Origin of the sequence: Paraburkholderia pallida, assembly GCF_004524855.1 — a bacterium.
Taxonomy (GTDB): Bacteria; Pseudomonadota; Gammaproteobacteria; order Burkholderiales; family Burkholderiaceae; genus Paraburkholderia; species Paraburkholderia oxyphila.
On record NZ_CP038149.1, the window covers coordinates 1939211 to 1955039 of the forward strand.

12 protein-coding genes are annotated in these 15829 nt (G+C 66.3%); 8 read left to right on the plus strand and 4 right to left on the minus strand.

The genetic code is table 11. The annotated features are described in order from the left end of the window. The first annotated feature begins 9 nt into the window (after window positions 1-9). The 5 genes from E1956_RS23865 (at window position 10) to E1956_RS23880 (ending at window position 5904) form a co-directional block, all read left to right on the plus strand. A complete protein-coding gene (locus E1956_RS23865; RefSeq protein WP_134753489.1) occupies window positions 10-1023 on the plus strand; it encodes an FAD binding domain-containing protein in 1014 nt (337 codons plus the stop codon). Next, window positions 1020-3251 (plus strand): xanthine dehydrogenase family protein molybdopterin-binding subunit, encoded by a 2232-nt coding sequence (locus E1956_RS23870; protein ID WP_134753491.1) that lies wholly within the window; start codon window positions 1020-1022, stop codon window positions 3249-3251. Before E1956_RS23865 ends, E1956_RS23870 begins: the two co-directional genes overlap by 4 nt. A 221-nt stretch (window positions 3252-3472) precedes the next feature. After that, window positions 3473-4060, plus strand: a complete 588-nt coding sequence (locus E1956_RS23875) for a nucleotidyltransferase family protein (protein ID WP_134753493.1) — start codon at window positions 3473-3475, stop codon at window positions 4058-4060. A 139-nt stretch (window positions 4061-4199) separates the two neighbouring features. Beyond that, window positions 4200-4349, plus strand: coding sequence for a hypothetical protein (locus E1956_RS46230; RefSeq protein ID WP_165976784.1), 150 nt, complete (start codon window positions 4200-4202; stop codon window positions 4347-4349). A gap of 322 nt (window positions 4350-4671) precedes the next feature. After that, a complete protein-coding gene (locus E1956_RS23880; protein WP_134753495.1) occupies window positions 4672-5904 on the plus strand; it encodes a PepSY-associated TM helix domain-containing protein in 1233 nt (410 codons plus the stop codon). Window positions 5905-5948: 44 nt separating this feature from the next. Here E1956_RS23880 and E1956_RS23885 read toward each other — a convergent pair whose 3' ends face one another. Further along, window positions 5949-7049 carry a porin gene (locus E1956_RS23885; RefSeq protein ID WP_134753497.1) on the minus strand — a complete coding sequence of 367 codons (1101 nt, stop codon included), beginning with the start codon at window positions 7047-7049 and terminating at the stop codon, window positions 5949-5951. 451 nt (window positions 7050-7500) lie between these two features. Between E1956_RS23885 and E1956_RS23890 the strand changes: the two genes are divergently transcribed. The 3 genes from E1956_RS23890 to E1956_RS23900 are packed head-to-tail and all read left to right on the plus strand — an operon-like array spanning window position 7501 to window position 10677. Then, window positions 7501-8403: an N-formylglutamate amidohydrolase gene (locus tag E1956_RS23890; protein ID WP_232071577.1), complete on the plus strand. Its 903-nt coding sequence runs from the start codon at window positions 7501-7503 to the stop codon at window positions 8401-8403. Window positions 8404-8410: 7 nt separating this feature from the next. Further along, window positions 8411-9178 (plus strand): IclR family transcriptional regulator, encoded by a 768-nt coding sequence (locus E1956_RS23895; RefSeq protein ID WP_134753499.1) that lies wholly within the window; start codon window positions 8411-8413, stop codon window positions 9176-9178. A gap of 23 nt (window positions 9179-9201) precedes the next feature. Further along, complete coding sequence (locus tag E1956_RS23900; protein WP_134753501.1) at window positions 9202-10677, plus strand: YfcC family protein; 1476 nt, start codon at window positions 9202-9204, stop codon at window positions 10675-10677. A gap of 19 nt (window positions 10678-10696) precedes the next feature. Here E1956_RS23900 and E1956_RS23905 read toward each other — a convergent pair whose 3' ends face one another. From E1956_RS23905 to aepX, 3 genes are all read right to left on the minus strand, one after another. Further along, entirely contained in the window at window positions 10697-11776 is a 1080-nt protein-coding gene (locus E1956_RS23905; RefSeq protein ID WP_134753503.1) for a 2-aminoethylphosphonate aminotransferase, read from the minus strand. 737 nt (window positions 11777-12513) lie between these two features. Beyond that, a complete protein-coding gene (aepY, locus tag E1956_RS23910) occupies window positions 12514-13707 on the minus strand; it encodes a phosphonopyruvate decarboxylase (protein ID WP_134753505.1) in 1194 nt (397 codons plus the stop codon). Beyond that, window positions 13704-15410, minus strand: coding sequence for a phosphoenolpyruvate mutase (aepX, locus tag E1956_RS23915; RefSeq protein ID WP_134753507.1), 1707 nt, complete (start codon window positions 15408-15410; stop codon window positions 13704-13706). The genes aepY and aepX overlap by 4 nt, the downstream gene beginning before the upstream one ends. Between the last annotated feature and the right edge of the window lie 419 nt (window positions 15411-15829).

Genomic DNA, 15829 nt, shown 5'->3' on the forward strand with positions numbered 1-15829 from the left:
AGCACGGCCATGGACGCCCTCTCCTACCAGCGCGCCGCCGACATCGACGCCGCCATTGCCGCCGCACAGCAGCCGGGCGCGGCCTTCATCGGCGGCGGCACAAATCTGCTCGACCTCATGAAAGGCGGCATCGCGCATCCGGTTGCGCTCATCGACATCACGCGCATTGCCGCGCTCGATAGCATCACGACGTTGCCCGATGGCGGCCTGCGCATCGGCGCGCTCGCGCGCAACAGCGACGCGGCGAATCATGCGCTCGTGCGCACGCGCTATCCGCTGCTCACGCAGGCGCTGCTCGCAGGCGCGTCGCCGCAATTGCGCAACATGGCCACCGTGGGCGGCAATCTCATGCAGCGCACGCGTTGCGCCTACTTCTACGACACCGCGTTCGCGCAATGCAACAAGCGCACGCCCGGTAGCGGCTGCGCCGCGCGTGAGGGCTTCAACCGCATGCACGCGATCCTCGGCGCAAGCACGCAATGCGTGGCCGTGAATCCGTCCGATATGAGCGTCGCGCTCGCGGCGCTCGACGCCACCGTGCAGGTGCGCGGCCCAGGCGGTCCACGCGCGATTCCGATTGCGCAGTTTCACCGGCTGCCCGGCGAACGTCCCGAACTGGACACCACGCTCGCACCCGGCGAGCTGATCACCTCGGTGGACCTGCCGCCGCCCGCGTTCAGCGATTACACGCACTACCTGAAGCTGCGCGACCGCGCTAGCTACGCGTTCGCACTCGTCTCTGTGGCGGTGGCACTGCAGCTCGACGGCCAGCACGTGCGCGCGGCGCGCATCGCGCTCGGCGGCGTCGCGCACAAGCCGTGGCGCGCGAGCCGCGCGGAGCAGCACCTGACCGGACGCACGCTCGACGCGACCACACTGCGCACCGCCGCCGCGGCCGAACTCGCGCAGGCACATCCACTCTCCGGCAACGCATTCAAGGTCGAGCTCGCGCAGCGCGCAATCGTGCGCGCCGCGATGCTGGCTGCGGGCAACGCTGCAACCGGCACGGGAGAATACGCATGAACAAGCTGATCGGACAGCCAGTCGATCGCATCGACGGCATGCTCAAGGTGACGGGCGGCGCGAACTATGCGGCGGATTTTCCCGAGGCGCGGCTCGCGCATGCCGTGCTGGTGACGAGCACGGTGGCGAGCGGCACGATCACGTCGATCGACACGCGCCGCGCCGAGGCGCTGCCTGGCGTGCTGCTCGTGATGACCTGGCAGAACGCGATGCGCCTGCCGAACGCGGGGCGCCCGCCGATTTCGCCGCCCGGCGTGCGGCGCCTCACGCTGCTGCAGGACAACGTCGTGCGCTACAGCAACGAGCCCATCGCGGTCGTGGTGGCGGATACGCTCGAGCACGCCACCGACGCCGCGCAGCACGTGAACGTGACCTATGCCGCCACGCCGGCGACGCTCGACTTCGCGCGCGCGAAAGCGCAGGCGCACACGCCGCCCAGCATGCTGGGACGCCCGATGGATTCGCAGCGCGGCAATGTGGAAGCGGGTATGCATGAAGGCGCAGTGCGCATCGAAGCGGTCTACACCACACCCACGCAGTTCCACAACCCGATGGAGCCGCACGCGACGATGGCGCGCTGGGACGGCCCCGAGCTCACGCTCTACGACGCGACCCAGGGCGTGACGAACGATCGCGCCGCCGTGGCCGCCGTGTTCGGCATTCCGGCCGACCACATCCGCGTGATCTCGCCGTTCATCGGCGGCGGCTTCGGTTGTAAGGGCTCCTCATGGTCTCACGTGAGTCTGTGCGCAATGGCGGCGAAGCAGACCGGCCGCCCCGTGCGCCTCGCCCTCGCGCGGACGCAGATGTTCGGGCCGGTGGGCTCGCGGCCGCGCACGGAACAGCATCTCTCGATTACCGCGCGCGCGGACGGCACGCTCACCGCCGTGCGCCACGATACGCTCTCGCACACCTCGACGTTCGAGGACTGGACCGAGATGTCGGGCCTCGTCACGCGCATGATGTACGCGAGCCCGAACCTGAGCACGAGCCATCGCGTCGTGCCGCTGAACGTCGGCACACCCACCTTCACGCGCGCGCCCGGCGAGACGACGGGCTCGTTCGCGCTCGAATCGGCAATGGACGAGCTCGCATGGCGCCTGAAGATGGACCCCATTGCGTTGCGCCTGAAGAACTACGCCGAAATGGAGCCGCAGGACGGCAAGCCGTGGTCGTCGAAGGCGCTGCGCGAGTGCTATGTGGCGGGCGCGGAGCGCTTCGGCTGGTCGCGCCGCGTGAACGCGCCGCGCGCGATGCGCGAGGGCAACACGCTGATCGGCATGGGCACGGCGGGCGCGACCTATCCGGCGAACCGCAGCGAAGCGGCGGCCATAGCGCGCATCCTGCCCGACGGCACCGCGATGGTCGCATCGGGCACGCAGGACATCGGCACCGGGACCTATACGGTGATGACGCAAGTGGCCGCCGATGCGCTCGGCTTCCCGCCCGAGCGCATCCACTTCGCGCTCGGCGATTCATCGCTGCCGCGCGCGCCGGTCTCGGGCGGCTCGCAGTCGGCCGCAAGCGTTTCGCCCGCCGTGCAGGCGGCGGCGCGCGCCGCGCGCGACAAGCTGATCGCGCTCGCCATTGCCGATGGCGCTTCGCCGGTCCATGGCGCCACGCCCGCCGACGTCACGGTCGTCGACGGCTGGGTCGTCTTGAACAACGACACCTCGCGCCGCGATCCGGCCGCCGCCATCATCGCGCGCGCGGGCGGCAAGCCAATCGAGGCGCAGGCATCGGAGAAGCCCGGCGTAGAGCGCCAGCAGTACGCGTTCCACTCGTTCGGCGCGGTTTTCGCCGAGGTCCATGTGGACGCGGAACTCGGCACGCTGCGCGTGGCGCGCATCGTCGGCGCTTACGACGTGGGGCAGGTGCTCAACGAAAAAACGGCGCGCAGCCAGTTGATGGGCGGCATGGTGTGGGGCGTGGGCACGGCGCTGCACGAAGACGCCTTGCTCGACACGCGCACGGGCCGCTTCGCCAACGGCAATCTCGCTGAATACCACGTGCCCGTGAACGCCGACATCGGCGATCTGGACGTGCTGTTCGTCGGCGCGCCGGACTTGCGCTTCAACCCGCTCGGCGTGCGCGGCATCGGCGAGATCGGCATCACCGGTGTGCCCGCGGCGATCGCCAACGCGATCTATCACGCAACAGGGGTGCGCGTGCGCGATTTGCCGATCACGCTCGACAAGGTCATGCTGCCGCGCCACGCGCTGGCGTGACGCACGGGCATAGGCCGTGTGCCGATCATGTGATGCTCAGGCGAAGGCGAGACAACGGCGGCACAACGACGAGGGAACGGCCAGGCAACACCGGTGTGACGATTGCGTGACAACCGCACCTAGCCACAGCACGCACGCCGCGCCGCGCGTCTTCCCGGGCTTGCCTCGGGCGCGGTTGCACCGCACAATCAACGCGTTCCCCTCTCGCGCGGTACTCCCCAATGGCCTACGCTTCGCTCGCCACCGGCGTACTGCTCGCCGCCGGCACAGGATCGCGCTTCGATCCCAACGGTTTGCGCAACAAGCTCCTCGCGCCGCTGCCCGACGGCATCAGTGTCGCCCACGAGGCCGCGCACCGGCTCCTGATGGTCACGCCAAAGGTGATTGCCGTCGTGCGTCCGGGCGCGGAAGTGCTCGCCCACGTCTTGAACGACGCGGGCTGCGACGTGGTGTTCGCCGCCGCCGCCGTGAGGGGCATGGGCGCGAGTCTCGCCGCCGCCATCGAAGCAGACACCGAGGGGGAAAGCTGGATCGTCGCGCTCGCGGACATGCCACGCATCGCGCACGCGACCATCGAGGCCGTCGCGCGCGAGCTGGATGCAGGCAAGCCGCTCGTCGCGCCGTTCTATCGCGAACAGCGCGGCCATCCGGTCGGATTCGGCCTCGAGCACCGCGCGGCATTGCTCGCACTCGACGGCGACACGGGCGCCCGCGCGCTGCTCAATTCGCCCGCGCTCACTCGCATCGACGTGGACGACCCCGGCATCCTGCGCGACGTCGATACGCCCGCCGACCTGAATGGCCTCTAATCTCCGCGGGTCTCCGGCGCGCGCCGGACGTCTCTCGCGCGCATGCGAAAGTCCGCACGAAGAGCGCCGATCGCCTACGCTATAAGGACCATCCACACGTCGTGCCCGATTGGCCACGCCTGCGCACGAGGTACCCGCGATGATCTGCTCGCACACCAATCCGCTACCCGATCCGCTCGCCGATCCGACGCGCGATCCCGAGCGCGATCCGCTCACGCCGCCGCCGCCCGGACATCACGGCGAGGAGCCGCAACGGCCGGACGGTCCGCCGAATAAAGATCCGGTTTGACGAGACGCCTCCGCTCGCCGGCCGCGTGAATCACGGCCGCGCGTCGGCACATTCCTGCTTATTGAATACCGCGCTGATGGAGCGGGCGGCATAGCGCACGGCTCGCGCGCTATGCCACTCGCCCGTCCCACGCGGCGCCGATTTCCCCTGCTTTCGCGAAGCTTGCATCGGCGCTCGTGCGTCCGTAGAATGCAAACGATTCGCATTTGCAATCAAGTTTCGCTCAACCCCAAATTCGATCCGACGCCATCAACGTGACCGCCTTCCCGACCGCGCCCGCCCGGGCCAACCACCGCGCCCGGCGCACGCCCGGCGCCGCCGCATGAGAGCCCTGCTGGTCCGCCTGCACCGCTGGCTCGGACTCGGAACGGCGGCTTTCCTGTTTCTCGCCGGCCTCACGGGCGCCGTGATTGCGTGGGATCACGAACTCGACGCGGCGCTTAATCCGTCGTTCTATCGCGCCTCCACGGAGGGCGCGCCGCTACCGGCGCTCACGCTCGCGCAACGCCTCGAAGCCGCCGATCCGCGCGCGCAAGTTGGCTACATGCCGCTCTCGGTCGAGCCCGGCCACACCTTCGTCGTGCGCGTGGAGCCGCGCCTCGATCCGACGACCGGCGAGCCGTTCGCACTCGATTACAACCAGGTCGCGATGGACCCGGCCACCGGCGTCATTCAAGGCCGCCGCATGTGGGGGGCGCCCTCGCTCTCGCGCCTGAACCTGATTCCGTTCCTCTACCAGCTCCACTACACGCTCTTCCTGCCGACGAAAATGGGCATCGACTTCGGCGTCTGGACGATGGGGGTCGTGGGCATGGTCTGGCTGCTCGACGGCTTCATCGCCATCGTGCTCGCCTTTCCGAACCTCAAGAGCTGGCGCAAGTCGCTCGCGTTTCGCGTCAAGCGCGGCGGCTACGCGCTCACGTTCGACCTGCACCGCTCGGGTGGCGTCTGGCTCTGGGGTCTGCTGCTGGTGGTCGCGCTCACGTCGATTTCGATGAACCTGGGCACGCAAATCGTGCGCCCCGTGGTGTCGCTGTTCTCGACGCTCGCGCCGGACCCGTTCCGCACCGCCGCGCCCGGCCCTGCGCTCACGGCCGCCGAAGCCGCCGCGGCGCGCACGCGCATCGTGGCCGCGGCGAGCGCACTGGGACGCCGCGAAAGCATCGCCGCGCCGCCCGGCGGCTTGTTCGCGATGCCGGCGCTCGGTGCCTATGGCGTGGGCTATTACGCAGCGGGCAACGATCACGGCGACGCGGGCCTCGGCAATCCCTGGCTCGTCATCAATGCGCGCACCGGCGAGGTGATCGCCAGACAGATTCCCGGGCGCGGCAGCGCGGGCGACGTCTTCATTCAGGCGCAGTTTCCGCTGCACTCGGGACGCATCGCCGGATTGCCGGGCCGCATCGCGATCAGCTTCACGGGCGTGGCCGTTGCGATGCTGAGCGTGACGGGCGTGCTGATCTGGCTGAAGAAGGCGCGGGCGCGCCGCAAGAGTTCGCTCAAGAGCGCCGCGGAAGCGACGGCGGTGCGCTCGCGAGAACGCGCGGCGGGCTGAATCTGCGGGCGTGCAACGCCGCGCACTGCCCGCCGCCGCCGCACTCAGAACTTGTGGCGAATACCCGTCACCACGAGGAACTGCGTGCCGCTGCTCGACGCGCCCGAGGTGCCCTCGATCTGCGCCACCGCGTTCGTCGCGCGCTGGTAGATCAGGTCGAGATAGACGTCGGTGCGCTTCGAGAGGAAGTACTGGAGCGCGCTCGTCGTCTGCCAGTAGTGCCAACTATCTTTCTTGCCGTTCGACGTCACGCCCGTCCAGGTCTCGCCGATCGCCGCATGGACGGCCGGCGTGATCTCGTAGCGCAGGCTCACTTCCGCATTCTGGTAGTTCTGGTGCTGGCTCTCGGGCGTGAGTTCGAACGCGACGTTGGTGTACATCGCGCCCACGCCCAGCTTGCCGAAGCTGTAGATGCCGCCCGCGCCCCAGATGCGCTGCTGCGTGATGCCCTTCAGGAACGTGAAGTAGTTATCGGAAGGAATCGCGCCGGTCGTATCGGTGGCCGGATTGTCGAGTTGAACGTAGGCCGCGCCGAACTGCAGCGGCCCGCCCGCGTAGCTCGCGCCCACGCTCCACGAGCGATTGGTCCCGAACGAGCCCGCATTGTTGCTGAAGCCGTACATCGAGTTGACCGAGAGGCCGCGATACACCGGCGTCACGTACTTGACGGCGTTATCGGTACGGAACGTGTTGTTCAGGTCGTCGGTGTCGAACGGGTGCGTGCCGTACTGCGACGTCACCACCGCCATCTGCAGCGGCTCGAGCGAGTCTTGTGCCGCGTTGTACTGGCGGCCGAACGTCAGCGAACCCCAGCGGTCGCTCGCGAGACCCACCCACGCCTGGCGGCCGAAGATGCGCCCGTTCGCGCTTGCCGTGCCCGTCATCAGATTGAAGCCGTTCTCGAGACGGAAGATCGCGTGGTTGCCGCCACCGAGATCCTCGCTGCCGAGCAGGCCCCAGCGTGAACCCTGCTCGCTGCCGGCCGTTGCCTGGTAGTTCGCCTTGCCACCCTGATTGCTCGTATAGGTGAAGCCGCCATCGACAATGCCGTACAGCGTCACGCTCGACTGCGCGTGGGCCTGAGAGGCCGCGAGGCCCATCCCGCCGAGGACGAGTGCGAGGGTGCGCCGGTAGGTCTGCTTCATTTTTTTCTCCTTCTGGCATGCGAGATGCCGTGTAGTGATGATCTTGATGTCCGCCTCTGCTGGCGCGGCATATTCTCTGTACTGCTGATTAAACCGGATCGCGGATCAAGCAAAGCACCGTTGCGTGCGCCGCCGCTCGCGCGGCCTCCAGATAGGGAGTTCCGCGCCCCGTCGAACCGCTTGTTTTATTGTTTAAAACAGCGTATTATTTATTATTCGGGCATCGTTTCTGCCCCGTCAAGAAGCTGTCATCAACCCGCGACGCATAACGGGCCGCCGCGGCGTCCTCAAAAATCCCTTAAACGCTTGATGGTTGTGCGATTTCGCCGGCTTTGCGGCCTCACGCCAGGGGAAACCCCAATCCGCTCATTTCATGGACGGCGGTAGGCTTTCGATTAAATTTAAAACGCTGTTTTATTCTTTAAAACGCGAACCCATTGATCGACAAGCAATGACGAAGACCTCCATGGCGGCCCCCGGCCCCCTCTCCTCACAGGCGGACGACCCGGCACCGTGTTTCACGGTTGCTGCCCAGGCCGCACCGTTGCCGATCGTGTTCGATTCGCCGCACAGCGGCATTGCACTGCCGGACGATTTCGGCACGGTTGCGCCGCGCGAGGCGATCCTCACTACGTGGGACGCATTTGTCGACGAGCTATGGACCGGTGTGCCCGTACACGGCGGCACACTGATCGGCGCGCGCTTTCCGCGCGCCTATATCGACCCCAACCGCGCCGTCACCGACATCGACGCCGAGCTGCTCGCCGAGCCGTGGCCCGAGCCGCTCGTGCCGGAGCGCTACACGCTGCGCGGCATGGGCCTGATCCGGCGCTACGCACTGCCAGGTGTGCCGCTTTACGACCGCAAGCTGCCGATTGCCGAAGTGCGGCATCGCATCGACGCGTACTACCAGCCCTATCGCGCGGCACTGCGCGAGGCGGCCGATGCCGCGTATGCACGGCACGGCGCGCTATGGCACGTGAACTGCCATTCCATGAAGTCGCGCGGCAACGCAATGAACGTCGATGCCGGCGAGGCGCGTCCCGATCTCGTCGTCAGCGACCGGCGCGGCACCACGTCGGACCCCGCTTTCACGCAATGGGTCGCCGAGCACTTTGCCGCGGCCGGCTATCGCGTGCAGATCAACGAGCCCTATCAGGGCGGCGACTTGCTGCGTGCCGTGAGCGATCCCGCGCGCCGGCGCCATAGCATCCAGATCGAACTGAATCGCGCGCTCTATATGGACGAAGCGGCATTCGCGAAGCATGCGGGTTTCGACGCGCTCAAGCGCGACCTCGACGCCTTCGCAGAGGCGCTGGCCGCTTACGTTCGCGCGCAACTCGAAGCACAGTGAGACCGACATGACCTATATCGTCGATGCAGTCGACAACGCGCTCAAGCTGCTGAGCTATGTAGCCGAGCACCCCGGCCTTGGCGTGACGGAGCTGTCCACGCAGCTCGGCATCAACAAATCGCGCACCTATCGCATGCTGTGCACGCTCGAACTGCATCGCTATGTCGTGCAGGACGCGCAGACCGCCACTTACGCGCTCGGCCCGCAGGCCTTCGTACTGGGCGTAGCCGCGGCGCAGCAGAACACGCTCGTGCGAGCCGCCTCGCGCCACATGCTCGCGCTCAACCAGGCGATCAACGAGACGATCGTGCTGCGCGTGCGCGAGGGACTCGAAACGGTCTGCGTGGCGCGCTGCGAAACCACGCACCAGATGCGCGCGGTGGGCGCGGTCGGCAATCGCCGGCCGATCAACCATGGCGCTTCGGGCAAAGTGCTGCTCGCCTTCGCGCCCGACGCCGTGCGCACCGAATATCTCGCACGCGTGAAGAAGATGCCCGACGCGCCCGATCTGATCGCCCTGCTCGAAGAACTCGACGCGGTTGCGCGCAAGGGCTATGCGGTCAGCCTCGGCGAAGTGACGCCGGGCGCGGTCGCGATCTCGGTGCCGGTGCGCGACATGTCGGGCGCCGCGGTGGCGGCCGTGGCCGTCTCCGGCCCGGAGATGCGCATCGGCCGGGCCGAGATACCCGACTATCTCGAGCGCCTGCAAGCCTGCGCCGCGACGATCTCCGCCGAGCTCGGCTATACGGGTGCGCGCGTCGCGCTCCCCGCCTGACACCGCACCAAGGACGCCACACCATGCTCGCCGCCCCGCCCTCTTCCCAGCACGACGCAGCACCGCCCGCCGAACATGCAGAAAACGCCGGGAGCGCCGGCCCGGAAAAGAAACCGCACGGCAAGATGCTGCATCCGGTCGTGATGATGCTCTGGGTGCTCGCCGCGGCGCTGGCCATGACCTGGTTCGTCGATGCCGGGCAGTTCGAGCGCCAGGGCAAGCTCGTGATTCCGGGCACCTACCACGTGGTGCCCAAAACCGGCGGCATTGCGACGCTCGCCGCGCCGGCGGTGACGAAGAGCACGCCGGAGCACGCCGCGCCCGCGAGTCTCGTCTCGGTCTTCGTGGCGGTGCCCAATGGGCTCATCAAGAACGCGCCGCTCATCTTCATGGTGATGTTCGTCGGCGGGATGTTCGGCGTGATGCGGCGCACCGGCGTGGTGGACGCCGGTATCGACCGGCTTTTGCAGCTGACGGCCGGCAACGTCTACGTGCTCGCCCCCTTGCTGATGATCCTGATCGGCCTCGGCAGCACGCTGCTCGGCTTTATTTCGGAGTACCTGGTCATCATTCCGATGGTGATGCTGCTCGCGAAACGGCTCGGCCTGTCCAACCTGTTCGCGGTCGCGCTGGTGGCCATTGCGGCGAAGGTCGGCTATATCGCCTCGGTCACGAACCCGCTTTCGCTGGCCGTCGCGCAGCCCATTGTCGGCGTGCCGCTCTTTAGCGGCATTGCGTTGCGGCTCGGCGTGTTCGTGGTCTTTCTCGCGCTCGGCATCGCGTATCTGCTGTTCTATGTGCGGCGCAGCGGCTATCGGCGCGAGGCTGCCGTCGCGGCGCAGGAGACCCAGACGCGGCTCTCGCGCCGCCACCAGGCCACGCTCGTCGTGCTCGCCATCGCCGCCGCGGCACTCGTGTTCGGCACACGCGAGCTCAAGTGGGGCAACGTCGAGCTATCGGCGTTCTACGTGGCCATCAGTATCGTGACCGCGCTCGTGGGCCGGCTCGATTCGCGCAGCGCCTCCGAAGCCTTCGTCGACGGCATGAAGGGCATGGTGCTCGCCGGCTTGCTGATCGGTCTCGCCGCATCGGTCGAGCTCATCTTGCAGAACAGTCTCGTGCTGGACACGCTGATCCACGCCTTCACGCAACTGGCGCGCGGCCAGTCGCCCGTGATCGTGGCCAACGGGCTCATGGCCGTGCAGATGCTGCTCGACGTCTTTATCCCCTCGGTATCGGGCAAGGCTGCGGTGAGCATGCCGATCATCGGACCGATCGCCCAGATTTCAGGGGTGAGCGGCCAGACCTCGGTGCTGGCCTTCGTGCTCGGAGGCGGCCTGACCAATATGATCACGCCCACCTCCGGCATGCTGCTTGCCTATCTGGCCACGGCGCGCGTGGGGTTCGGCGAATGGCTGCGCTTCATTCTGCCGCTCTTTGTGGCGCTGCTCGTGCTCTCGATGGCAACGCTTGCGTTCGCGGTGCTCACCGGATATTGAGCGCGCGTCGAGCCTGGCTTCAGGCGGCGCCTGGCTTCGTGACCTCGTCGAATGCCGCTAGCAAACGGTCGACATCGGCGGCATGAATGTCGCCCATCGTCGAGATGCGGAACAGTTCCTTCGACAAGCCGCCCTGCCCGGCATAAATCACGAAGCCGCGCGCCTTGAGCGCGTCATGCAGCTTCGGATAATCGACGCCCGCCGGTAGGCGGAACGCGCGCAGCACCACCGAGGATGCATCCTTCGGCAGCACACTATCCATGCCACGCGCGGCGAGTCGCGCGCGCACCTGCTCGGAAAGCGCCGCATAGCGTGCGTGACGCGCTTGCCAGCCGCCTTCGTCGGCGAGTTCGCGCAGCGCTTCGACGAGCGCGTAGTACGCATGCACCGAAGGCGTGAACGGCGTGTTGCGCTGATCCTGGAGCGTGGCGAGGCGCTTGAGGTCGAGGTAGTAGGTGCGACTCGACGCTTGCGCGAGTGCCGTGCGGCGCACCACCACGAAGGCCGCGCCCGGTACGCCGTGCAGGCATTTGTTCGCGGTCGCGGCTACGGCGGCAATGCTCGTATCGGCGAAGTCGATGGCTTCGGCGCCGAAGCTGCTCACGCCGTCCACAAGCATCTGTACGCCGCGTGCGCGGCACGCCTCGCCTAGCGTGCGCAGATCGTTCAGCCGGCCGGTGGTGGTTTCGTGGTGGATGATCGCGACGTGCGTGATTGATTTGTCGGCGTCGAGTGCGGTGCAGATGCGCGCGAGGTCGGGGGCTTGCATCCACTCGTGCTTTACGACTTCGTGCGCGATGTTGTACTGGGTGGCGATTTGCGTAATGCGCTCGCCGTATACGCCGTTTTCGATGATCAGGAGCTTGCCGTTGGCCGGCACGAGCGAGGCGATCATGCTCTCTACAGCCGCCGTGCCGGAGCCGGTCATGAGCACGGCTTGCCATTGCGTGGGAGCGAGATCGTAGACGTCGATGAGGCGCGTGCGGGCCTCTTCCTGCATGTCGAAGAATTCGGATTCGCGGTGGCAGAGGTCTTCTTGCAGAAGGCTGCGGCGCACGCGATCCGTGAGCGTTACGGGGCCGGGGTTGAGCAACAGCATCGGCGTTTCCTTTTTGAATGAATTGAAAGTTTTTTCGCGGAGCTTCCTGCGTTGGCCTTAACTTGCTTTCGCGGCGGGCCGCAGGCGTTGCCCCTGTGCGGGGCGGCACCTACTTTTCTTTGCAGCCGCAAAGAAAAGTAGGCAAAAGAAAGCGGCTCACACCGCTAGTGTGACGCAGTCCCCCACTGCCCTTCTTATCGGAGCGGCTCCGGGGCATCCGTCGCCTAGCACACTCCGCGTTAGTGACAAAGGACTCATACTTCCCGCCACGCGCTGCGCGCGGGCGGAAGGGTCTGCAAGGAAAACCGCGCGTGCTGCCTCGCGAATGCGCGGGAGTACTGCCGCCCAATATACTGGAGTCCTACTGATACGTGAGAGCGCCTCCATTTGAATACGTGGAGTTCTGCGACTAGACGTATATCCCAATGGTTTCGGCTATACCCCACGGCGCGCGCAGCGCCGCCGAAGGTATGAGCCCTTAGTCACTCCGATATACGACGCGTGGTGGCAGACGCCCCGGAGCCACTCCGATCAAAGTCGAGTGGTGAACTGCGTCACACTGGCGGTGTGAGCGGCTTTCTTTTGCCTACTTTTCTTTGCCGCGGCAAAGAAAAGTAGGTGCCGCCCCGCACAGGGGCAACGCCTGCGGCCCGCCGCGAATACAAGTTAAGGCCAAAGCAGGAAGCCCCGCGGCAAAAGCACCCTACTGCTTCAAATCTCAAACGCACACATAATGGTCAGCTAGCACGAACGTGCGCGCCGATATGGCGCATGAGCCGCGCCTTCACCTCAGGCGGCGTGATAGTCGGCCGCGGCAGTCCATCGGGCGCGCCACGCCCAATCATCACCCGTACGAATCGTGTTCCGGCCACACCGGACGGCCCCACCGCGCGCTCCTGCGCGCCAGCAAGCACCGCATCAAGCACGGAGAGATCATCGCTCTCCACCGCATCAGCGTACCCGCACGCAGCGGCCACATTCGCAAACGACACCTGCGCCGAAACGGTCGCCTGACCACCCGTCGAATCATGCGCGCCATTATCGAGCAGCACATGCGTAAGATTCAACGGCCCGTACGCGCCAAGCGTCGCAAAAGCCCCCATCCGCATGAGCGCCGCGCCGTCGCCATCAAGCGCCACCACGTTCAGATCCGGCCGCGCAAGCGCGATACCAAGCGCGAACGGCGTGACGCATCCCATCGACCCCACCATATAGAGCTGATTGGAACGGTCATCGAGCGCATAGAGTTCACGGCCACAGAACCCCGTCGATGCCACCACGACAGTCGACTCAGCGGGCGTAGCCGCAATCACGCGCTCGAGCGCCTGCTGACGCGTCGGCAATTGTTCAGGACTGCGTCCAGTCCATTTAACCTGCGCGACAGGCAACGCATGCTTCTCCGGCATCGCACCACCGCCCTTCAGCTCATACGGCGCCACGCTGCCTTTCTGCATCACGAGCGCATACGGGCGCCCCGTTTCATCCATATGCCTGATCGCGCGCTCGAGCACCGGCCCGATAGCCTCGGCCTCCGTGGGAAACAGCTCCCACGGTATCTCCATCGTCTCGAGCATCTGCGGCGTGACCGGGCCCATCAACGCGTGCTGCGGCTCATCAGCAACGCCCGGCTGGCCACGCCACGTCACGATCAAGAGCTGCGGCAAGCGGAAAGTCCACGTGAGCGAAGTAAGCGGACTCACGGCGTTGCCGAGCCCGGAGTTCTGCATCATCGCGATCCCGCGCTTGCCCGCGAGCGCCACGCCCGCAATCAGCGCGACCGCATCGCCCTCGTTCGCCGCCGACACATAATGAAGCGATTCGTCCTGCAGCACGTAATTGATGAACGGCGTGAGGTACGAGCACGGCACGCCGGCATACCATTCGAAGCCGCGCGAGCGCGCCGCTTCGACAAACTGAGCGGCTTCGATCATGCCTTGCCCTCCGTAGCGACACCCTGCGCAAGCGCGCCCCGCGTATAGACGCCCTGCGCGAACTCGCCCGCGCTGCGGAAGTCTTCGAGATCGTTCACGCCGCGCCAGTGGCCACGCACGTATTGCACCTCGATCTGCTCGCCGTCGGCGATCAGCGCATTGAGCAGCGCGGGCATGTCGAGCGTGTCGAAGTCGGCGCGCGTCTGCAGTTGCGCGAGCTTCTTCGCAAGCTTCTCGCGGCCCGCGCCACGCACGTTCATGAGGCCGATCCAGCGTCCGTGCGGCGCCACACCGTTCGCGGCCGGTTCGCTCGAGATGCGCTCGAGCAGCACGGTGTTGCCGAAGAGGCCCCGGTCGTCGCCCGCCGAACACCACGCGAAATCGCGTGTGCTGCTGTTTTCCGACTCCGGCGACGAATCGATCACCACGCTGAAATCCGCTTCGCTTTCCACCAGATCGTTCAGGATGTAGCTGCGGAACAGCAGGTCGCCATATGAGATCACCGTATCGTTCTCAAGCGCGTCAAGCGTGCCGATGGCGCACGCGAGCGAGGCAAGCTCGTTGGTTTGCTCGTAGCGCTCATTGCGCACGAGCTTGACGCCCGCCGTGTCGATGGCATCAGCGCGATAGCCGCCCACCACCGTGATGTCGTTAACCGAATGCTTCTTGAACGCATCGACGAGCCAGCGCAAAAGCGGCTTGCCCGCCACCGCCAGCATGACCTTGGGCTTGTCCTCGGTGAACGCGTCGAGGCCCGAGCCGCGGCTCGCTGCCAGCACGATCGCCGAGCCCGCCGTGCGCGAAGCCGACAGGTAGCGGTTTTCCGCTTCCGAATATTCATCGGCGTCCTGAAGACGGAAGATCTCGTTGACGGGCGCGATGCGGTCTTCCACGTCGACGAGCGTCTGCGTCTCGTGAATCGTCCTCGCGACGGACTGCATCGCCGAAGCCGACGCGCGCACGAGATGGTTCGCCCAGATCACGACGCTGATGCCGGCCTTGCGGAACACATCGGTGGGCGTGCTGTAGTACTTGGTGGGCACGATCACGAGCGGACCACGGCCCGCCCACTCGCGCGCGAAGGTGAGGATCTCGTCAGGCTTGGAGAGCTTGCTGTGGATGAGGATCGCATCGGCGCCCGCGAGGCGGTAGGCCTCGGCGCGCTTGAGCGCCTCGTCCATGCCCCAGCCCGCGATCAGCGCCTCGACGCGCGCGACGATCGAGAAGTGCTCGTCGGTCTGCGAGTCCTTGCCGGCCTTGATCTTGCCGCAGAACTCGTCGATGTCGGCAAGCGGCTGCGCCTCGCCCTTGATGAAGCTATTGGTCTTCGGGAACTGCTTGTCTTCGATGCACACGCCCGCGATGCCGCGCTGCTCGAGCTTGCGCACGAGGCGGCGCACGTTGTTGAAGTTGCCGTAGCCGGTGTCGCCATCGAGCAGGATCGGCAGATCGCTCGCGTCCGCCATGAATTCGAGGTTGTCGACCACCTGGGTCCAGCTCGCCTCGTTGTTGTCGCGCACGCCGAACTGCGCGGAGATCGAGAGGCCCGAGCCCCAGATCGCCTTGAAGCCCGCCTCGCGCGCGATACGCGCGGACAAGCCGTTGTGCGCTTCCATCAGGAATTCGAGTTCGTTGCTCACCAGCATCTGGCGCAGCCGTGCGCTGCGCGATGTGAGTGCAATGGCGGGTTCGCGTGCGTTCATCTTGTTACTCCAGTGGACGTCGTCACGTCGGCAGCCGTGGCTGCGCCGCGCGCGTCGCATCGTTGGGAAATCGTTTCTGGCCCGCGAGCTGCAAAGATGCGTCGTGCCGCCTATGGTCTGGCGCGGCGGCATGGGGCCAAAGCGGCGACTATAGCGGAAATGATTCGTATCCGCCTTCAGCTACCGCAAGAAGTGGCAAATCATGGAGTTACTGTGAAATTTGTGGCTTTAAACGGCGCTTTCCGGCGTATTTTGCACGCGTGGCCGGTCGTGGCTAGTGCGCCGCGGTATGCCCCCGCAGCCGACGCCGCGCCACGCTCATGAGACTTTCTTTCGTCTGAGGAGAGTCCTTACCCACCGGGTTCGTCCTGGCTCGCGCACACGTTTGCCAGCGCCGTAAACGCATGTGGGCGAAGCGT